This window comes from Micromonospora sp. bgisy143, assembly GCF_057708145.1.
Genome location: NZ_JBYIRN010000034.1, coordinates 1 through 19,440, shown reverse-complemented (window position 1 = coordinate 19,440; position 19,440 = coordinate 1). Strand labels below are relative to the sequence as shown.

The following is a 19,440-nucleotide window of genomic DNA, read 5'->3' as shown; positions in this document are numbered from 1 at the left end:
ACGGAGAGGAAGCACGCATGGCGGTCAAGACGAAGACACGTCCCGGCACGACGGAGATCCGCCCGTTCACGGTGGAAATCCCCCAGGCGGACCTGGACGACCTGAAACGGCGGATCGCGGCCACCCGGTGGCCGGAGAAGGAAATCGTCGACGACCAGTCGCAGGGCGTGCCACTCGCGACCATCCAGGCCGTCGCGCGTTACTGGGAGAACGAGTACGACTGGCGCAAGGTCGAAGCACGCCTGAACGCCGTACCGCAGTTCATGACCACCATCGACGGGGTGGACATCCACTTCATCCACGTCCGCTCCAAGCACGAGGACGCGCTGCCGCTCATCGTCACCCACGGGTGGCCCGGGTCGGTGATCGAACAGATGAAGATCATCGACCCGCTGACCGACCCGACGGCGTACGGCGGGAGCGCGTCGGACGCGTTCCACCTGGTGATCCCGTCGCTGCCGGGGCACGGCTTCTCCGGCAAACCCACCGCCACGGGCTGGAACCCGCAGAAGATCGCGACCGCCTGGACCGAGCTGATGACGCGCCTCGGCTACGACCGGTTCGTCGCCCAGGGCGGCGACTGGGGGGCGGTGATCGTGGACCAGATGGGCGTGCAGGCCCCGCCGCAGCTGCTCGGCATCCACACCAACATGCCCGGCGCGGTCCCGCCCGAGATCGACCTGCTGTTCCAGGGCGACACCACCGGCGCGAACAACGCCATGGGGTCGCTGCCCTCGGGCCTGTCCGACGACGAGATGCGCGCGGCCACCGAACTGGACTACGTGTGGAAGCACGTCGCGTACGCCCTGATGATGGCGACCCGTCCGCAGACGCTGACCGCCCTGGCGGACTCCCCGGTGGGCCTGGCGTCGTTCCTGCTCGACCACGACGCGAAGAGCCTCGCCCTGATCGCGAAGGTCTTCGAGGGCGCCCAGGCGGGCCTGACCCGCGACGACATCCTGGACAACATCTCGCTCTACTGGCTGACGAACACCGCCATCTCCGCGTCCCGGCTCTACGCGGAGAACAAGCTCTCGTTCTTCGCCACCAAGGGCGTCAACGTTCCGGTCGCGGTGAGCGTCTTCCCCGACGAGCTGTACGAGGCGCCGCAGAGCTGGGCCGAGCAGGCGTACCCGAACCTCATCTACTACAACAAGCTCGATGTGGGCGGGCACTTCGCGGCCTGGGAACAGCCGAAGCTCTTCTCCGAGGAGCTGCGCACCGCCTTCCGGTCGCTGCGCTAGATGGCCGCGTTCGGTCGGGTGCACCTGCCGCCGCTCGGCGGGGCGGTCGAGTGGCTCAACTCCGAGCCACTCGGCCCCGCCGAGCTGCGCGGGCGCGTCGTACTCGTCAACTTCTGGACGCTCACCTGCATCAACTGGCTGCGCCAGGAGCCGTACGTGCGGGCCTGGTCGCGGGCGTACCGGGACGACGGCCTGGTCGTCGTCGGGGTGCACACGCCGGAGTTCGGATTCGAGCACCAGCTCGACTGGGTACGCGCCGCCGTCGCGGCGCGCGACATCGACTACCCGGTCGCGGTCGACAGCGACTACGCGATCTGGGGTGCGTTCGCCAACCAGTACTGGCCGGCGCTCTACTTCGTCGACGCCGACGGCGTGATCAGCGACGAGCACTTCGGTGAGGGGCGCTACGAGCAGTCCGAACGGGTCATCCAGCGGCTGCTCGGCATCGAGCGGGACCTCGTACCCGTCGAGGGGGTCGGCGTCGAGGCGGCGGCGGACTGGGACCAGTTGCGCACGCCCGAGACGTACCTCGGCTTCGGTCGCGGCGGGCACTTCGCGTCGCCGCAGGGCGCCGCCCTCGACGAACGCCGCGGCTACCAGCTGCCCGAGCGCCTGGGCCTCAACCAGTGGGCCCTGGACGGGGAGTGGACGATCGGCCCGGAGAAGGCGGTGCTCGCCCAGGCCGGCGGAGGCGTCGCCTTCCGCTTCCACGCCCGCGACGCGCACCTCGTGCTGTCGCCGAACGGGCAGGGGCCGATCCCGTACCGGGTGTACCTCGACGGCGAGCCGCCCGGCCCGTCGCACGGCGTGGACGTCGACGCCGACGGCAACGGCGTGCTCCAGGAGGGGCGCCTGTACCAGCTCGTCCGGCAGGACGGCGCGATCCGCGAGCGGACCGTCCAGATCAGGTTCGACGCGCCCGGCGCCGAGGCGTACGCCTTCACGTTCGGGTAGGTCACGGCCGCCCTACCGGCGGTAGTGTCGACCGCTGTGACCACGCCCGAGATCACCATCGCCACCCCTGCCGACCGGGACGCCGTGGTCGGCACGCTTGTCGCCGCGTTCGTCAGGGATCCCATCCTGCGGCACCTGTTTCCGAACGATGAGAGCTACCCGCGGCACGCCGCGACCTTCTTCGGGGACCTCTTCGACAAGCGGGTGCACCGGTCGTCGATCTGGACGATCGGCGCGGGCGCATCGGTCGCCCTCTGGGACCCACCGGCCGCACCGCAGGTCGCCGGGCACCCCTCGCCGGACGGAGGTGCCGCCGCTCGTTACCCCGCCGACGTGCTGGCCCGGGTCCAGGGCTACGACGACGCCGTCCACGCGGCCCTGCCGGCGTACCCCTTCTGGTATCTGGGTGTCCTGGGCACCCACCCGGACAGCGCCGGACGCGGCTGGGGCCGCGCGGTCATGCGGGCCGGACTGGCCCGCGCCGCCGCCGACGGCGTGCCGGCGATCCTGGAGACCAGCAACCCGGCCAACGTCGAGCTGTACCGCCGCGCCGGCTGGGAGGTGATCGGCTCCCTGCCGGAGCCGGTACCCACCTGGCTCATGCGGCAGCCGCCGCGCTGAGGCACCCGACCATCGCGGGCATCGGATGTCGGGTGGGCCCCCTGCCCGGACACCTAGCGTTGCTGCTCGTAAGGGAAGGAGGCCCGGATGCTGGAACGGCTCAACGAGGCCATGGCGCACATCGAGCGGCACCTCGACCAGCAGATCGAGGTGGCCGACCTGGCTCGGATCGCGCTCACGTCGGAGTACCACTTCCGGCGGCTGTTCTCCGCGCTGGCCGGCATGCCGCTGTCCGAGTACATCCGCCGCCGTCGGCTCACCGTCGCCGGGGCGGACGTGCTGGCGGGGGAGCGGACGCTGCTCGACGTCGCGGTGCGCTACGGCTACGGATCGGCCGAGGCGTTCGCCCGGGCGTTCCACGCCGTGCACGGCGTGGGGCCCGGAGAAGCCCGGCGTACGGGGGCCGCGCTGCGTGCCCAGCCCCGGATGTCCTTCCGACTCACCGTGGAAGGGAGTGGCAGCATGGAGTACCGAATCGTCACCAAGGACGCGTTCGCGCTGGTGGGGCGCAAGGCCCGGGTCCCGCTGGTGCACGAGGGGATGAACCCGGCGATCGTCGCGTTCATCAAGAGCATCGACAAGGACACGACCGCCCGGATCGAAGCGCTCTCCGACCAGGAGCCGGCCGGGATCGTCAACGTCAGCGACAACCTGGCCGACAGCCGCGCCGAGGGCAGCGAACTGGACTACTGGCACGGCGTGGTCACCTCGGCCACGCCACCGGAGGACCTGGACGCGCTGCCGGTACGGGCCGGTACGTGGGCGGTGTTCAGCACCTCCGGCGCGTTCCCGCAGGCGGTGCAGTTCCTGTGGCGGGACGTGTTCACCCAGTGGTTCCCGTCCAACCCGTACCGCAGCCGACCCGGACCGGAGATCTCCCGGGTTCGGGTCTCCGCGGACGGGAGCACGGCGGACGCCGAGTTGTGGATCCCCGTCGAACGGGTCGCGGCCTGAGCTTCAGTCGGGCACGTCGTCCCAGGTGGTACCGGACGGCAGGTGGCCGGCCGACGGGTTGTCGCGCAGCGCGTAGGCGATGACCAGCAGCGCGTGCTTGTCCAACTCGGGCAGCCGGTCCAGTCCAAACCACCGCACGTCCAGCGACTCGTCGTCGTTGACCCGCGCGGTGCCGGCGACCACCTGGCAGACGAAGCCCAGGTTGAGGTACTCGCAGCGGTCACCGTTGGGGTAGGTGTGCGGGTGGGAGACCGCGCTGGTCAGGCGCAGCGGCGTCACGTCCAGGCCGGTCTCCTCCCGTACCTCCCGGACCAGGGCGGTGGCCGGCTGCTCGCCCGGCTCGACGAAGCCGCTGATCACCGACCACCGCCCGTCGTCCGAGCGTTGGCCGAGCAGCAGCTCACCGGCGTCGTTGCGGATGACCGCGCTGACGCTGGGCAGCCACAGCAGGTCGTGGCCGACGTGCTTGCGCATCCGCACGATGTAGTCCGGTACCGCCATCGGGCGATCATAGGCCGCGCGCCCCGGCGTTCCCGGCCCGGGTTCCCGCACGTCCAATGCCCCCCACCTGCACTTCTTTCGGCGTTTTCGCCCGCGGTGCGAGGAGCGTCTCTACTGTGGAGAGGGTTAGGCGACTTGTGTGATCCGGTGGCGAGCGACCGGTTCGCGGTGCACAGTGTTTCCCATGAGCGACAGCGGACGTAGTGGGCAGTTCTACTGGTGCACCCGACACCACCGGGTCGAGACGGACGCCGACGTGTGTCCGGCGAAGCACGTCCTCGGCCCGTACAACTCGGCGGCCGACGCGGAGAACGCCCTGCAACGAGTGCAGGAGCGGAACGAAGCGTGGGAGGCCGAGGACGCGCGTTGGGCCGGGGAGGACAAATAGACGGCGCGGGACGGCCCGCGTCGCGGTAGTTCGTGCTCCGCGAGGACGCACGCGAGAGCACGTCCCCAAGGAGGGAACCACGATGGCCGTTACCCAGCAGGCCACCACCCGCCCGGCTGCCCGCAAGACCACCGCGAAGAAGACCGCCGCGGCGGAGCGTGGCACGTCGGCGAGCCGGACCACTCCCGTGCGCAAGTCCACCACGGGCGTGGCGAAGGCGCCGGCCCGCAAGGCGGCCGGCGGCGCGGGGCGTGCCCCGGCGAAGAAGACGACCACGGCGGCGAAGAAGGCCCCCGCCAAGAAGACCACCGCGACGAAGACCACGACCACGGCGCGGACCACGGCGGCCAAGAAGGCCCCGGCGAAGAAGACCGCGACCACGGCGCGGACCACGGCGGCCAAGAAGGCGCCCGCGAAGACCACCTCCGCCCGCGGGACGACCACCGCCACGAAGCGGAGCCCGGCGTCCACGGCGCGCAAGAGCGCCACCGCGACGAAGACGACCAGCGCGGCGAAGAAGACCACGAGCGCGGCGAAGAAGACCACCGGCGCGGCGAAGAAGACCACCGCGTCGGCGGCCAAGCGGACCACGGCCGCGGCGAAGGCGCCCGCCCGCAAGGTCGCGACCAAGGCGTCGGCGGTGAAGAAGACGGCCGCCAAGAAGGCCCCCGCGAAGAAGGCCCCCGCGAAGAAGACCACGGCGGCGAAGAAGACGGCGACCCGGCCGGCCGGCGGCGCCCGCAAGGCGGCGGCGAAGAAGGCCCCGGCCGCGAAGGTGACCAGCACGTCGTCGACGACCGCCCGCAAGGCGGCGGCGAAGAGGGCCCCGGCGAAGAAGACCACCGCCGCCACGACGTCGGCCCGCAAGGTGACCGCCCGCACGTCACCGCCGCGTCCGGTCGCCGCACGGGCAACCGCCCCGAGGGGTACGCGGACCACGGCCCGTAAGGCGACCGGCTGACCGCTGATTGTCCCCGGGCCGGCCGCTGGTCGCCCGGGGTCGACGGCTGGTTGTCCCCGGGCCGGCCGCTGGTCGCCGCGCCGGGCTGGCCGGGCGGCGCGGCGTGGACTCGACCGGTCACCGGAAGCGGATCACCGGCGACGCTGTCAGGATTGACCCGTGGTCATCCGACGCGTACTCGCCCCCCGCATCGACTTCGGCGCGCTGCGCCGCGAGCTCGGCCTGCCCGAGGACTATCCGGCCGCGGCGCAGCGGGAGGCCGACGCGGCAGCCGCCACGCCGCCCCGGCCGACCGTCGACCGCACCGACATACCGTTCGTCACGGTCGACCCGGCCACCTCCCGTGACCTGGACCAGGCGATGCACCTGGCCCGTCGGCCGGGCGGCGGCTACCGGGTGCGGTACGCGATCGCGGACGTGGCCGCGCACGTCCGCCCGGGCGGCGCCCTGGAGGAGGAGACCTGGCGACGCGGGCAGACGGTCTACCTGCCCGACGGCAACGTGCCGCTGCACCCGGTGACGCTCAGCGAGGGCGCGGCGAGTCTGCTGCCCGACGACGACCGCGCCGCCGTGGTGTGGACCATCGACCTGGACGCCGACGGCGGCACCGTCGCCGTCGAGCTGGAGCGCGCCCTGGTACGCAGCCGGGCCAAGCTCGACTACACCGGCGTGCAGGCGGCGGCCGACGCCGGTCGGCTGCCCGAGCCGATCGCGCTGCTGCCCGAGATCGGCGACCGGCTGACCGCCCGGGGACTACAGCGGGGGGCCATCAACCTGCCGCTGCCCGAGCAGGACGTGGAGCCCGACGGCGACGGCTGGCAGCTGGTGCTGCGCGGGCCGGCGCCGATGGAGGAGCACAACGCCCAGATCTCGCTGCTGACCGGAATGGCCGCCGCCGACATCATGCTGGCCGGCCGTATCGGTCTGCTGCGGACGATGCCCCCGCCGAAGCCGGAGGCGGTGCAACGCCTGCGGGCGGCCGCCGCCCCGCTGGGCGTGCGCTGGCCGGACGGCGCGAGCCCCGGCGAGGTGATCGCCGGGCTGGACGCCGCGCAGCCCCGGGCCGCCGCGTTCATCGACCAGGCCGCCGAACTGATGCGCGGCGCCGCGTACACCGCCTTCGACGGCAGCCGCCCGGAGCAGCCGGAGCACGGTGGGGTCGCGGCCGCGTACGTCCATGTCACGGCGCCGCTGCGGCGCCTGGCCGACCGGTACGCGACCGAGGTCTGCCTGGCTCTGCACGCGGGCCGGGAGGTGCCCGACTGGGCGCGCGCCGCGCTGCCCCGGCTGCCCGAGGTGATGGCCAGCACCGACCGCACCGCCTCGGCGGCCAGCCGGGGCGCGGTCGAACTGGCCGAGGCGGTGCTCCTGGAACACCGAGTGGGGGAGACCTTCGACGCGGCGGTGCTCGACGTCGACGCCCCTCCCAACGGCAAGTCCCGGCCGCGCCCGCCCGGCGGAACGGTGGCTCTGGACGCCCCGCCGGTCCGCAGCCGCTGCCTCGGCGACCTGCCCCTGGGCGAACGGGTCCGGGTCCGCCTGGTCACCGCCGACCCGGCGACCCGCACGGTGCTGTTCGAGCTGGCCTGACGGGGCAGCGCGGTCGGGTCGCGCGGCCAGCGGGCATTGTCACAGCGGCTGGCGACGTTGGCGCGCCCGGCGGTTTGCGAGGATGGGTCCATGGCATACGACGCGAGCACGCTGCCCGATGTTTCCGGGCTGACGGTCGGCATCATCGGCGGCACCGGCGACCAGGGGCGCGGCCTCGCCTATCGACTCGCCCGGGCCGGTCAGACGGTGCTGATCGGCTCGCGTTTCGCCGAGCGGGCCGCCGAGTCCGCCACCGAGATCGCCGCGCTGCCCCGGATGCCCGCCGACGTACGCATCAGCGGCGCGGCCAACGACGAGGTGGCCCGCCGCAGCGACGTGGTGATCATCGCCGTGCCGTGGGACGGCCACGCTGCCACCGTCGCCGCTCTTGCCGAGCCGCTGGCTGGCACGATCGTCGTCGACTGCGTCAACCCGCTGGGCTTCGACAAGCAGGGCCCGTACGCGCTCACCGTCGCCGAGGGCAGCGCCGTCCAGCAGGCCGCCGCGCTGCTGCCCGACTCGCGCGTCTGCGCCGCGTTCAACCACGTCAGCGCGCCACTGCTGGCCGACCCCGAGGTCGACCGGATCGACCTCGACGTGCTGATCTGCACCGAGGACCGGGAACTCGTCGACATCGTCGGGGCGCTCGCCGCCCGGATTCCCGGCATGCGCGGCATCTACGCCGGCCGGCTGCGCAACGCCCACCAGATCGAGGCGTTCACCGCGAACCTGATCGCCATCAACAAGCGCTACAAGGCCCACGCCGGCATCCGCGTCACCGACCTCTGAGCGCGCGGGTCACGTTCGTCGGTGGTACTGGTTGCGGCGGGGGACCTGTTCCGGGTCGAGCCAGGCGGGCGGGACGAACTCCGGCTGACCGTCGCCGCCGAGCCGGACCGTCCACTCGCCCTGATGGACGTGGCGATGATGGCGGCCGCAGAGCAGCACCGAGTTGGTCAGGCTGGTGTCGCCGCCGTCGGCCCAGTGCCGGATGTGGTGGGCGTCGCACCAGCGAGGCGGGCGGTCGCAGCCGGCAAAGGCGCAGCCTCGGTCGCGCAGCACCAGGGCGCGCCGCAGGGGCCCGGTGACGAGTCGTCGTTGCCGGCCGACGTCGAGCGGCTGGCCGGCGCTGCCGAGCACGGCGGGCAGGATCGCCGCGTCGCAGGCGAGCCGTCGTACGGTCTCGGCGGTGAGCCCGAGGCCGGTGTCGAGGGTGCCCACGCCGAGCTGCCCTACCAGGCCGTCGAAGCTGGTGGTGACGACGAGCTGAGTCGGCTCGCCGCCGTGCTCGGGCAGCTCACCGGTGCGCAGCGCCAGTCGGCAGAGATCGCCGAGCGCATCGTGCCGCCGTTGCCCGGGTGACCGCTGGTCGTCCTGGCCGCGCGGCGCGGTCAGCAGGTCGATGGCGCTGCGGAGCAGGCCGGCGGTCTCCGCGTCGAGGGTGCCGCTCAACCGCAGCCGGCCGTCGGTCAGCTCGGACAGGGTGAGCTGACGATCCCGGATGGCGCGGCGGGCTTCGGCGTCGAGAGCGGCCTTGGCGGCGGCGTCGGCGATCTCGGGTGCGACGTGGTCGAGGATGCGGGTGGCGAGCTTGCGCAGCAGGGTGGGGTCGAACTGGCCGGCCCAGTCGACGAGGACGCCGACCACTCTGGTGGCGATGTCGGTGCCGGCGGCGGCCCGCACGGTGTCGACGGTGTCGGCGATGACGCGGGCCTGCTCCAGGCTGACGTCTCCGTCGGCCAGCGCTTGGCGGACCTCGGGAACGCCCGTGTCGAGGGCGTGAGCGGACTCGACCAACCGGCGGGCCGCGGGAACTGTCAACCGTAGGCGGTCGCGCAACCAGACCGCCGTCGACGACGCGCCCTGCGCCCGGGCCGTGCCCCGCCCGTCCAACTCGCGCACCAGGGCCAACGTGACCGCCGCGAGCTGCTGTTCGAGCCGGTGCGCGGCGTCGAGCGCAGCCACCAGATCATGCTCGGCGAGAGCCCAGACCGGCGCGGCGGCGGACACCGCCAGCGCGCCTCGCGCCTGCGCCAACTCGTCAATCACACCCCGAGATTAGAACAGGTGTACGACAAAATCAGTCGTCGTGATCAATGCCGCCGTGTAAAACTTTCTAGACACGATGTCAAAGACGCCATACTATGAGCGTGTCAAGAATTCTTTACACGTAGGAGGCGGTCGTGACACACGAGGAGAAGCGCGCCTGGATCATGCTGGTGGTCAGCGTGGTGGGCTATGGCGTCTACGCCGCCGTCGTCCTGAACCGGGCCGACGGCGGTCCGCTCACCGCCACCCCGTACGCCACGGCTCTGCTGTGGACGATCGGCGGAGCAGTCGTCGCGAGCATCGTGGCCGAGATCGGGATGGGTGTGGTGAACCCGGCTGCCTCCCGGGCCAAGGACGTCCGCGACCGGGAGATCGGACGGCTCGGCGACCACGTCGGCCAGGCGTTCGTGGCGATCGGCGCGGTGTCGGCGATGCTGATGGCGGTGGCCGAGTGGGACTGGTTCTGGATCGCCAACGTCATCTACCTGTGCTTCGTCCTGTCGGCGGCGGTCGGCTCGCTGGCCAAGGTGATCGTCTACCGCAAGGGTGTCCCGCAGTGGTGAAGCCGACCCGCGTCACGAACAACATCCGCGCGCTGCGCTTCGCGCATGGCGAGATGACCCAGGCCGAACTCGCCGAGCGGATCGGCGTGACCCGGCAGACCGTCATCGCCATCGAGCAGAGTCGCTACTCGCCGTCGCTGGAGATGGCGTTCAAGATCGCGCGTCTGTTCAACGCACGCCTCGACGACGTCTTCCAGTACCCCGAGGAGTCGGCATCATGAAGGCCATCGTCCAGGACAGCTACGGCCCATCCGACGTGCTCCACCTCCGCGACATCGACCAACCGGCCGTGCGGGACGACGAGGTCCTCGTCCAGGTCCGCGCCGCCGGGGTCGACCCCGGAGTGTGGATCTTCATGACCGGTCGCCCGTACCTGGCGCGGCTGGCCAGCGGGCTGCGCCGGCCCCGGGTTCCGGTGCGCGGCCGGGACCTCGCCGGGGTGGTCGTTGCGGTCGGTTCTCGGGTGACCCGGTTCCGGCCCGGCGATGAGGTGTTCGGCACCTGTCCGCGCGGCTCGTACGCCGAGTTCGCCAGCACGCCGGAGCGGCGGCTGGCCCGCAAACCGGCCAACCTGTCGTTCGCGCAGGCCGCCGCCGCGCCGGTCTCCGGGATGACGGCGCTGCGTGCGGTCCGCGACAGCGGCGCGGTGCGCCGGGGACACCGCGTGCTGGTCATCGGCGCATCCGGCGGCGTCGGGTCGCACGCCGTACAGATCGCCAAGGCGTACGGGGCGACGGTCACCGCCGTCTGCACGCCGGCCAGGGCCGCGTTCGTACGCGCCCTCGGCGCCGACGACGTCCTCGACTACACCAGCGAGGAGATCGACCGCGGTGGCCCGATCTGCGACGTGGTCATCGACACCGGCGGCGACCGGCCGGTCTCGCTGCTGCGCCGCGCCCTCACCCCACACGGGACACTGGCGCTGGTCGGCGGCACGTACACCAAGGGTGCCGTGCTCAGCGGCTACGACCGGCAGATGGTCCGGGCGCCGCTGCTGTCCCTGTTCGTCGGTCAACGGCTGCGCAGCGTGAGCGCGGTCGAGCGCACCAGGGACCTGGAGGAGCTGGGAAACCTCATCGAGTCGGGGGCGCTCACCCCGGCGGTCGACCGCACCTATCCGCTGGCCCAGGCGGCGGACGCGATCAATCACCTCCGGCACGGGCACCCGGCGGGGAAGGTCGTCGTCACCATCTGACCCGGCGGTCGCCGCGACCATGCGGCCACGGCGACCGGGACCAGGACGGGACCCGGGCGACGGGGGTGGACACGACCCCCGCCGGCCCGGGCCGCTGGACTACTAGAAGGTGTGCTCGGCGGCGGGGAACTCGCCGCCGCGGACCTCGTCGGCGAAGCGTCGGGTGGCGTCGGTGAGGACGTCCGCGAGGTCGGCGTAGCGCTTCACGAAGCGCGGCGCCTTGCCGGTGCGCAGGCCGGCCATGTCCTGCCAGACCAGCACCTGGGCGTCGGTGTCCGGGCCGGCGCCGATACCGACGGTGGGAATGGACAGCTCGTGGGTGATCTGCTTGGCAACCGCACCCGGCACCATCTCCAGCACCACCGCGAACGCGCCCGCCTCGGCCACCGCCCGCGCGTCGGCCAGCACCTCGTCGGCCGTGTCGCCCCGGCCCTGCACCCGGTAGCCGCCCAGGGTGTGTTCGCTCTGCGGGGTGAAGCCGATGTGCGCCATCACCGGGATGCCGGCGCCGACGATCGCGGCGATCTGCGCGGCGCAGCGTCGGCCGCCCTCCAGCTTCACCGCGTGGCAGCCGCCCTCCTTCATGAACCGGACGGCGGTGCGCAACGCCTGGGTCGGCCCCTCCTCGTAGGAGCCGAACGGCAGGTCACCGACGACAAGCGTCTGCTTCGTCGCGCGCACCACGGCCCGTACCAGCGGCAACAGCTCGTCGGCGGTGACCGGCAGGGTGGTCTCGTAGCCGAACACGTTGTTCGCCGCCGAATCGCCGACCAGCAGAACCGGTACGCCGGCCCGGTCGAAGATCCCCGCCGTGTACTGGTCGTACGAGGTGAGCATCGGCCACCGTTCGCCGCGCTCCTTGGCGGCGATCAGGTCGCGGGTGCGGACCCGACGGGTGGCCGGTCCGCCGTACAGCGCGGTCACCTCGTGCGGAGTGGACTCGATCATGACTGTCTCCCTTCCTCGAGGCCGCCTGCGCGGTCCCCGGGCTCCGCCGATCGTCGCACCGCGAGGTGGGGCGGCGGCAGGGCGCAGTGCAAGATGTCACTCCGCCACCCACGCTCGCCGGGCGGCGGGCCCGCCGGTGGGCCGCCGGGCCGCAGCACGGCCCGGCGACCCGCGGGGGTACGAGGCTCAGCCGTGCTCGCGCCACCGGTTCGTGATCGGCAGTCGACGGTCCCGGCCGAACGCCTTCATGGAGATCTTCGTACCCGGCGCGGACTGGCGTCGCTTGTACTCGGCGGTATCCACCAGTCGCAGCACCTTGTCGACTACGGCCGGGTCGTGGCCCGACTCGACCAGCCCGTCCCGGCCCAGGTCGCCGTCCACGTAGCCGATGAGGATCGGGTCCAGCACGTCGTAGTCGGGCAGCGAGTCGCTGTCGAGCTGGCCCGGGCTCAGCTCGGCGCTCGGCGGCTTGCCGATCGAGTTCTCCGGGATCGGGGCGGTCTCGCCACGACGGGCCGCGTCCGCGTTGCGCCACTTCGCCAGCCGCCACACCAGCGTCTTCCAGACGTCCTTGATCGGGTTGAAGCCGCCCACCGAGTCGCCGTACAGGGTGGAGTAGCCGACCGCCAGCTCGCTCTTGTTGCCGGTGGTCAGCACCAGGTGGCCCTCCTGGTTCGACAGCGCCATCAGGATGACACCGCGTACCCGGGCCTGGAGGTTCTCCACGGCGATCCCGGACAGCGAGAGGTTCGCCAGGAAGGCGTCCACCATCGGCTGAATCGGCTCGACGCGGTAGTCGAGCCCGGTGCGCTTGGCCAGGTCGGCGGCGTCCTCCCGGGAGTGCTCGGAGGAGTGCTGGCTGGGCAGCGACACGCCGACCACCCGGTCCGGGCCGAGCGCGTCGACGGCGAGGGCGGCCACCACCGCCGAGTCGATGCCACCGGAGAGACCGAGCACCACCGATGAGAACCGGTTCTTGTTGACGTAGTCGCGCAGGCCGAGCACCAGCGCGTGCCAGACCTCGGCCTCGTCGGCGACCGGCTCGATCCGCCCGCCGGTGACGGCAGGACCGGCCGGCGCGGGCGGGATGGCGTCCACCGCGTGGTACGCCACCCGCATGCCGTCGGCGATGCTCTCGCCGCCCGGGGTCGTGGTCGCGGCCGGCAGTTCGACGTCGTGCACGAGCAGGTGCTCGACGAACTGCGGGGCGCGGGTGAGCAGCTCGCCGTCCGGAGTGACGATCATCGAGTCGCCCTCGAAGACCAGTTCGTCCTGGCCGCCGATCATGTTCACGTACGCGATGGTGGCGTTCGCCTCGGCGGCCCGGCGGCGGACCAGCGGCAGCCGGATGTCGTCCTTGTTCAACTCGTACGGCGAGCCGTTGATGTTGACCACGAGGCCGACGCCCGCCTGCCGGGCGGCGGCGAACGGCCCGCCGGCCTGCCACAGGTCCTCGCAGATGGTCAGCGCGACGTCCACCCCACCGATCCGCACGACGGTCAACTCGTCGCCGGAGACGAAGTACCGGTCCTCGTCGAACACCCCGTAGTTGGGCAGGTGGTGCTTGAAGTAGCGGGCGACCACCTCGCCCCGGTGCAGCAGCGCGGCGGCGTTGCGGGCCCCGCGCCCCGGCTCGGCGTCCCCGCTGACCTGCGGCGGCCCGTCGGCGTCCAGGTAGCCGACCACGACCGGCAGGTCACCGAGACCATCGCCGGCGAGGTCGGCGGCGAGCTGCCGCAGGGCGGCCTGGGACGCCGCGACGAAGGACCGCCGGAAGACCAGGTCCTCGACCGGGTAACCGGTCAGCATCATCTCCGGGAAGAGCACCAACTGGGCGCCGGCGTTGGCGGCCTGGCGGGTCCAGCTGCGGACCAGGTCGGCGTTGCCGGCGAGGTCGCCGACGCTCGGGTTGACCTGGGACAGGGCGAGACGCAGGGTGGGCATGCCCTCATCTTGCCCCAGCTTGGGCGGAGCAATCCGTACCCTCGGACGAGACGACGGCCACGCGCGGACGCCGCGCGGGCGTCGCGCCGCATCGGTACCGCTCGGCGGGCGGGACACGAGGGGACGGGCGGCGGCGGTTCGCGTAACGTCTGCGTAACCAGGCCCGGGAACACTGGGCGGTCAGGTCGGGCGCAGCCCGGCCAAGGCGGACAAAGAGTGTCGCGAGGGGTTGGGGAAGTGGACCGTCAGCAGGAGTTCGTCCTCCGTACGCTGGAAGAGCGGGACATCCGGTTCGTCCGGCTGTGGTTCACGGACGTGCTGGGCACGCTCAAGAGCGTCTCGGTGGCGCCCGCGGAGTTGGAAGCGGCCTTCGAGGAGGGCATCGGCTTCGACGGCTCGGCGATCGAGGGCTTCGCGCGGGTCTTCGAATCGGACATGGTGGCGATGCCCGACCCGACCACCTTCCAGGTCTTCCCGTTCGAGGGTGGGGTCAGCGGCGAGAGCGCCCGGATGTTCTGCGACATCCTGCTGCCCGACGGCGGCCCCTCCTGGGCCGACCCCCGGCACGTGCTGCGCCGCGCGCTGTCCAAGGCCGCCGAGAAGGGCTTCACCTTCTACACCCACCCCGAGATCGAGTTCTTCCTGCTGGAGAATGGTCCGCAGGACGGCTCGGTGCCCACCCCGGTGGACACCGGCGGCTACTTCGAGCACACCACCCACGCCGTGGCCCGCGACTTCCGCCGCCAGGGCGTGCTGGCGCTGGAGCGGATCGGCATCTCGGTGGAGTTCAGCCACCACGAGGTCGCGCCCGGCCAGCAGGAGATCGACCTGCGGTACGCCGACGCGCTCACCACCGCCGACAACATCATGACCTTCCGGCACGTGGTCAAGGAGGTCGCGCTCTCCACCGGCGTGCAGGCCAGCTTCATGCCCAAGCCGTTCACCGACCAGCCCGGCAGCGGCATGCACACCCACCTGTCGCTGTTCGAGGGCGAGCGCAACGCCTTCCACGACGGTGGCGACCCGATGAAGCTCTCCAAGGTGGCGAAGTCCTTCATCGCCGGCCTGCTGATGCACGCCCGGGAGTACACGGCGGTCACCAACCAGTGGGTCAACTCGTACAAGCGGCTCTTCCCGCAGCACCTGCCGGACCGGATCACCGAGAGCCCGGCGTACGTCTGCTGGGGTCACCTGAACCGGTCCGCTCTGGTCCGGGTGCCGGCGTACGGCAAGCCGAACTCGGCCCGGGTCGAGGTCCGCTCGCTGGACTCGGCGACCAACCCGTACCTCGCCTTCGCGGTGCTGCTCGGCGCCGGCCTCAAGGGCATCGAGGAGGGCTACGAGCTGCCGCCGGGGGCCGAGGACGACGTCTGGTCGCTCAGCAGCGCCGAGCGCCGCGCCATGGGGTACGAGGCGCTGCCGGAGAACCTCGCCGAGGCGATCGACGTGATGGCCGAGTCCGAACTGGTCGCCGAGGTGCTGGGCGAGCACGTCTTCGACTTCTTCCTGCGCAACAAGCGGGCCGAGTGGGAGCAGTACCGCCGCGAGGTCACCCCGTACGAGCGGCAGCGTTACCTGGCGCTGTAGGGCGGGGCGTCGGCGCGGGGCTGACGCGCTTGCCCGCTGCCGCTATCGTCTCGATCACCGCGCCGGTACCCCTTCCGGGCGGAGAATCGGGAGGCAGTCGGTGCTGGAGGACCTGCTCAGCGGTGCCTGGCAGAGCGTCGTGTTCGGGATCGTGGGCGTCGGGCTCATGGCGGCCGGGTTCGGGCTCGTCGACCTGCTGACCCCGGGGCGGCTGCGGGAGCTGATCTGGGTCGAGCGCAACGCCAACGCGGGGCTGCTGCTCGCCGCCAACCAGCTCGGCATCGCCGGCATCGTCTTCACGGCGATCCTGACCAGCTACAGCGACTTCGCCAAGGGGCTCGCCTCGACCGTGGTGTTCGGGCTGGTCGGGCTGGCCATCATGGCGTTGGCGTTCTTCGTGCTGGACCTGCTCACCCCGGGCAAGCTCGGCGAGGTCATCTGCTCGTCCGAGCCGCATCCGGCGGCCCGGGTCAGCGCCGCCACGCACTTCGGCGCCGCGCTGATCGTCTGCGCCTGCATCGCCTGAGCGCGTCCTGCCGGGGCGTCGTACCCCGGCCGTAGCGTGCCGGGTGTGAACCGTACGGACCGTCTCTACGCGCTGGTCGAGGAGTTGCGGGCGGTGTCGCCCCGGCCGCGCAGCGCCCGCTGGCTGGCCGTCCGCTTCGAGGTGAGCAGCCGGACCATCGAACGGGACATCGGCGCGCTCCAGCAGGCCGGGGTGCCGATCTGGGCCGAGTCGGGGCGTACCGGCGGTTACGTGCTGGACCGCGCCCACACCCTGCCGCCGGTCAACCTGACCGCCGCCGAGGCGGTCGCGATGGCCGTGGCGCTGCACCGGCTCGCCGGCTCGCCGTTCGCCGGCCCGGGCGCCACCGCCCTGCGCAAGCTGCTGGCGGTGCTGCCGGCCGCCGACGCCGCCGAGGCGCACCGGCTCGCCGGCCGGGTGCACCTGATCGGCGACGGGCCGGCCACGCCCGTCCCGGCCACCGTCGCCCACGCGGTCGCCGCGCGGCGGGTGCTACGCCTCCGGTACGCCGACCGCGCCGGCGTCGACTCGCTCCGGGACGTCGAGCCGCTGGGCTACCTCGGCAACTCCCACCACTGGTACCTGGTGGCCTGGTGCCGGCTCCGTGACGAGGCGCGCTGTTTCCGTACCGACCGGATCCGCGAGGTCGAGGCCCTGCCACAGGTGGTGGTCCGGGAACTCCGCCTGGCGGACCTGGACATCCCGCACGAACGGCTCCGCGCGCTGAGTCTGGTCTGAGGGCGTGGCCCGGGCGGTGTGCAGGCGGTGTGTGGGCGTGGTCTGGGTGGTGTGTGGGCGCGGTCCGGGGGGCGTGGTCTGGCGCTGGTGTGCGGGCGTGGTCTGGGCGGTGTGCGGGCGTGGTCTGGGCGGTGTGGGAGCGCGGCCCGGCGCTGGTGTGAGCGCGTGGTCTGCGCGGTCCACCCGGCCGGGTGATCCGGAAACACCGACAGGACGGTGTCGCGGGCGGCGTCGAGACTGCACCGGAAGCCGGCCGAACGGCCGGCTCGGGAGACCTGGAGGCAGCATGTCCGCGACGCCCATCACGTGGTTCGAGATCGGCACCGACCGGCCGGAGGAGGCGGAGCGTTTCTACGGCGACCTGTTCGGCTGGACCTTCCAGGAGGAGGGCGGGCCCACCGGTTCCTACCGGACGACCGGGGCCGGTGGCGACACCGGGATCGGTGGGGCGATCCGGGCGACGGACGGCTCGGCGCCGAACTACACGATCTTCTACGCCGAGGTCACCGACGTGGCGGAGACCTGCCGACGGGCCGAGGCGGCCGGTGGTCAGGTGCTCGTACCGCCCCGGACCACGCCGACCGGGCTCACGCTGGCCCGGCTGATCGACCCGACCGGCAATCACGTGGGCGTGTTCGCACCCCCGTCCGCGTAGAGCTGACGCCCCCGTCCGCGGAGCTAAAGCCGGCGGCCTGGTGCCCTGCGGCCCGGTGCCCTGCGGGCCGGTGTCATGCGGCCTGCCAGGGGCAAGATCGACTCCAGGTCGCCGATGTGGCGGTGTCCGAGTGCGACGGACACCGCCATATCGGCGCAGCGGAGTCGATCAACCTGGGCGCCTGGGCCGCCTGGGCCGCCTGGGCGCCTGGGCCGCCTGGGCCGCCTGGGCCGCCTGGGCCGCCTGGGCCGCCTGGGCCGCATGGGCCGCCCGGGCCGCCCAGGCGGCGCGGAGCGCGGTCCGGGCTGCGGTGGTGATCAACTCGACGTCGTGGAAGTCGGGGTATCCGGGGCCGCCGGACACCCCGACTTCACGGAAGTCGAGTGGATCAGGCGGGGCCGTCCTGTCCGGCGGGGCCGTCCTGTCCGGCGGGGCCGCCGGGGCCGCCGTGGCCGAGTGGGCCGCGGTGGGCGCCCGGGAAGCCGCCCGGGCCGCCCGGGAAGACGCCGGCCTCGACGGCCTTGGTGATGGCGTCGGCCTGCTCCTGGGTGAGCTTGCCGTCCTTGACGGCCTGGTCCAGCCGCTGCTTCAGCGCCGCCTTGCGGTCCTCGGCGGACGGGCGCTGCGGCCGGTCGGCCGGCCGGTGCTGCTCGCGGATCTTCTCCAGCGCGGCGGTCACCTTGTCGGTGGGCACGCCAAGCTCCTTGGCGAGATCCTCGGCGAACTGGCCCTGCTGGTCGGCCTTCGCCCCGGGCCCCGGGGCGGCGCTGGCGCTCGGCGTCGGCGTGTCGGCGGCGAAGGCGATCGTCGGGGCGGCGATCCCGACGCCGAGGACGCCGGCGGCGGCCAGCCCGGCCAGCAGGTGCTTCCTACGGATGGTGCGGGACATGCTCTCCTCCAGAAGACTAGGTGATGCGCTATGCCGTCACCGACAGTGACCGGCAAGCCTGGGCGGGACCCATGGTGAACCTGTCAGCGGGCTGACAATCGACGGCGGAAATCGGTTGTGCGGTCGCTTGTCGGGCGGTCAGGGTCGGTACGCCGCCGACGAAGGGACGTACGCCGAGATGACAGTCGAGATCCGGGAGATCGCGCTCGCCGAGCCGGGTGCCGGCCCGTACGGCATCACGCTCGGGCCCGACGGTGCGCTCTGGCTGACGCTGGTCCATGGCGGCGGCATCGCCCGCCGGGACGCGGACGGCTCGGTCCGGACCTACCCGCTGGAACCCGCCGGCGGCCGTCCGTTGATCATCACCACGGGCCCGGACGGGGCGCTCTGGTTCACCCGCTCCGGTGATGACCGGATCGGTCGGATCACCGTTGACGGTCAGCAGCGCACGATCGCGCTACCGCCGGGAACCGGGCCGGGCGGCATCGCGGCCGGGCCCGACGGGGCGCTCTGGTACGCGGGGATGACCTCCGACACCATCGGCCGGGTGGCCACCGACGGCGAGGTGACCACCTTCCCGCTGCCGGTCACCGGCGGATTCCCCTCGATGATCACCGCCGGCGCGGACGACGCCCTCTGGTTCACCCTCAACCGCGCGAACGCGATCGGCCGGATCGATCTCGACGGCACGGTGACGCTGTACCCGTTGCCCACCCCGGACGCCGGGCCGGTCGGCCTCGCCCTGGGCGCGGACGGCGCCGTCTGGTTCGTGGAGATCACCGCCGGCCAGGTCGGTCGGATCGACCCCGGTGGCGCGATCGTCGAGTATCCGCTGCCGGACCCGGCCGCGCGCCCGCACGCGATCGTGGCCGATCCGGCGGGTGGGGCCTGGTTCACCGAGTGGGGCGCCAACCGGATCGGCCACCTCGACCCCACCGGACGATTCGAGAGCTACGCCCTGCCCACCCCGCAGTCCGAACCCCACGGCATCGTCCACACCCCCGACGGAGTGTGGGCCGCCCTCGAAACCGGCCCCCTAGCCCACCTGACCCCCGCTGACCCCCGCTGACCCCCGCTGACCCGCGCTGACCCGCGCTGACCCGCGCTGACCCGCGCTGACCCGCGCTGACCCG

21 protein-coding genes are annotated in these 19,440 nt (G+C 72.5%); 16 read left to right on the top strand and 5 right to left on the bottom strand.

Translation table 11 applies throughout. The features are described from left to right. Positions 1-17 precede the first annotated feature (17 nt). The 4 genes from AC3EN4_RS28325 to AC3EN4_RS28310 all read left to right on the top strand — a co-directional run bounded on the left by AC3EN4_RS28325 (position 18) and on the right by AC3EN4_RS28310 (position 3,773). Positions 18-1,244 (top strand): epoxide hydrolase family protein, encoded by a 1,227-nt coding sequence (locus AC3EN4_RS28325; RefSeq protein ID WP_435209240.1) that lies wholly within the window; start codon positions 18-20, stop codon positions 1,242-1,244. Continuing rightward, positions 1,245-2,198, top strand: a complete 954-nt coding sequence (locus AC3EN4_RS28320) for a redoxin family protein (protein WP_435209239.1) — start codon at positions 1,245-1,247, stop codon at positions 2,196-2,198. A 36-nt stretch (positions 2,199-2,234) separates the two neighbouring features. Further along, a complete protein-coding gene (locus tag AC3EN4_RS28315; protein ID WP_435209238.1) occupies positions 2,235-2,819 on the top strand; it encodes a GNAT family N-acetyltransferase in 585 nt (194 codons plus the stop codon). Between the two features lie 87 nt (positions 2,820-2,906). Then, positions 2,907-3,773 (top strand): GyrI-like domain-containing protein, encoded by an 867-nt coding sequence (locus AC3EN4_RS28310; RefSeq protein WP_435209237.1) that lies wholly within the window; start codon positions 2,907-2,909, stop codon positions 3,771-3,773. Positions 3,774-3,776: 3 nt separating this feature from the next. Here the strand turns inward: AC3EN4_RS28310 and AC3EN4_RS28305 are convergent, their stop codons facing one another. Then, a complete protein-coding gene (locus AC3EN4_RS28305) occupies positions 3,777-4,274 on the bottom strand; it encodes an NUDIX hydrolase (RefSeq protein ID WP_435209236.1) in 498 nt (165 codons plus the stop codon). Positions 4,275-4,458: 184 nt separating this feature from the next. On the opposite strand from AC3EN4_RS28305, the gene AC3EN4_RS28300 reads away from it, so the two are divergent. The 4 genes from AC3EN4_RS28300 to npdG all read left to right on the top strand — a co-directional run bounded on the left by AC3EN4_RS28300 (position 4,459) and on the right by npdG (position 8,002). Then, positions 4,459-4,662, top strand: a complete 204-nt coding sequence (locus AC3EN4_RS28300; RefSeq protein ID WP_435209235.1) for a hypothetical protein — start codon at positions 4,459-4,461, stop codon at positions 4,660-4,662. Between the two features lie 82 nt (positions 4,663-4,744). Then, positions 4,745-5,623 carry a histone gene (locus tag AC3EN4_RS28295; protein WP_435209234.1) on the top strand — a complete coding sequence of 293 codons (879 nt, stop codon included), beginning with the start codon at positions 4,745-4,747 and terminating at the stop codon, positions 5,621-5,623. Between the two features lie 159 nt (positions 5,624-5,782). Beyond that, positions 5,783-7,213: an RNB domain-containing ribonuclease gene (locus AC3EN4_RS28290; RefSeq protein WP_435209232.1), complete on the top strand. Its 1,431-nt coding sequence runs from the start codon at positions 5,783-5,785 to the stop codon at positions 7,211-7,213. Between the two features lie 90 nt (positions 7,214-7,303). Next, a complete protein-coding gene (npdG, locus tag AC3EN4_RS28285) occupies positions 7,304-8,002 on the top strand; it encodes an NADPH-dependent F420 reductase (RefSeq protein ID WP_435209230.1) in 699 nt (232 codons plus the stop codon). Positions 8,003-8,011: 9 nt separating this feature from the next. On the opposite strand, the gene AC3EN4_RS28280 is transcribed toward npdG, so the two are convergent. Beyond that, on the bottom strand, positions 8,012-9,262 hold the full coding sequence (locus AC3EN4_RS28280; RefSeq protein ID WP_435209228.1) for an HNH endonuclease signature motif containing protein: 1,251 nt from the start codon (positions 9,260-9,262) through the stop codon (positions 8,012-8,014). 134 nt (positions 9,263-9,396) lie between these two features. Here AC3EN4_RS28280 and AC3EN4_RS28275 point away from each other — a divergent pair, with 134 nt between their 5' ends. The 3 genes from AC3EN4_RS28275 to AC3EN4_RS28265 are packed head-to-tail and all read left to right on the top strand — an operon-like array spanning position 9,397 to position 11,020. Continuing rightward, the gene (locus tag AC3EN4_RS28275) at positions 9,397-9,825 is read left to right on the top strand and encodes a hypothetical protein (RefSeq protein ID WP_435209227.1); all 429 of its coding nucleotides are present in this window, start codon (positions 9,397-9,399) and stop codon (positions 9,823-9,825) included. Continuing rightward, the gene (locus AC3EN4_RS28270) at positions 9,819-10,046 is read left to right on the top strand and encodes a helix-turn-helix transcriptional regulator (protein WP_435209225.1); all 228 of its coding nucleotides are present in this window, start codon (positions 9,819-9,821) and stop codon (positions 10,044-10,046) included. Before AC3EN4_RS28275 ends, AC3EN4_RS28270 begins: the two co-directional genes overlap by 7 nt. Beyond that, entirely contained in the window at positions 10,043-11,020 is a 978-nt protein-coding gene (locus AC3EN4_RS28265; RefSeq protein ID WP_435209223.1) for an NAD(P)-dependent alcohol dehydrogenase, read from the top strand. Before AC3EN4_RS28270 ends, AC3EN4_RS28265 begins: the two co-directional genes overlap by 4 nt. Positions 11,021-11,122: 102 nt before the next feature. Here the strand turns inward: AC3EN4_RS28265 and panB are convergent, their stop codons facing one another. Then, the gene (gene panB, locus AC3EN4_RS28260; RefSeq protein ID WP_435209221.1) at positions 11,123-11,968 is read right to left on the bottom strand and encodes a 3-methyl-2-oxobutanoate hydroxymethyltransferase; all 846 of its coding nucleotides are present in this window, start codon (positions 11,966-11,968) and stop codon (positions 11,123-11,125) included. Between the two features lie 186 nt (positions 11,969-12,154). Then, the gene (locus AC3EN4_RS28255; RefSeq protein WP_435209219.1) at positions 12,155-13,912 is read right to left on the bottom strand and encodes an NAD+ synthase; all 1,758 of its coding nucleotides are present in this window, start codon (positions 13,910-13,912) and stop codon (positions 12,155-12,157) included. A gap of 237 nt (positions 13,913-14,149) precedes the next feature. On the opposite strand from AC3EN4_RS28255, the gene glnA reads away from it, so the two are divergent. The 4 genes from glnA (at position 14,150) to AC3EN4_RS28235 (ending at position 17,418) form a co-directional block, all read left to right on the top strand. Continuing rightward, positions 14,150-15,499 carry a type I glutamate--ammonia ligase gene (gene glnA, locus AC3EN4_RS28250; protein ID WP_421472446.1) on the top strand — a complete coding sequence of 450 codons (1,350 nt, stop codon included), beginning with the start codon at positions 14,150-14,152 and terminating at the stop codon, positions 15,497-15,499. 100 nt (positions 15,500-15,599) lie between these two features. Beyond that, the gene (locus AC3EN4_RS28245) at positions 15,600-16,025 is read left to right on the top strand and encodes a DUF350 domain-containing protein (RefSeq protein WP_435209217.1); all 426 of its coding nucleotides are present in this window, start codon (positions 15,600-15,602) and stop codon (positions 16,023-16,025) included. A 45-nt stretch (positions 16,026-16,070) separates the two neighbouring features. Next, on the top strand, positions 16,071-16,763 hold the full coding sequence (locus AC3EN4_RS28240) for a helix-turn-helix transcriptional regulator (RefSeq protein WP_435209215.1): 693 nt from the start codon (positions 16,071-16,073) through the stop codon (positions 16,761-16,763). A gap of 286 nt (positions 16,764-17,049) precedes the next feature. Continuing rightward, positions 17,050-17,418 carry a VOC family protein gene (locus AC3EN4_RS28235; protein ID WP_435209213.1) on the top strand — a complete coding sequence of 123 codons (369 nt, stop codon included), beginning with the start codon at positions 17,050-17,052 and terminating at the stop codon, positions 17,416-17,418. Positions 17,419-17,806: 388 nt separating this feature from the next. On the opposite strand, the gene AC3EN4_RS28230 is transcribed toward AC3EN4_RS28235, so the two are convergent. Next, entirely contained in the window at positions 17,807-18,307 is a 501-nt protein-coding gene (locus tag AC3EN4_RS28230; protein ID WP_435209211.1) for a hypothetical protein, read from the bottom strand. A 178-nt stretch (positions 18,308-18,485) separates the two neighbouring features. Between AC3EN4_RS28230 and AC3EN4_RS28225 the strand changes: the two genes are divergently transcribed. Next, positions 18,486-19,376: a Vgb family protein gene (locus AC3EN4_RS28225; RefSeq protein WP_435209209.1), complete on the top strand. Its 891-nt coding sequence runs from the start codon at positions 18,486-18,488 to the stop codon at positions 19,374-19,376. Positions 19,377-19,440: the final 64 nt, after the last annotated feature.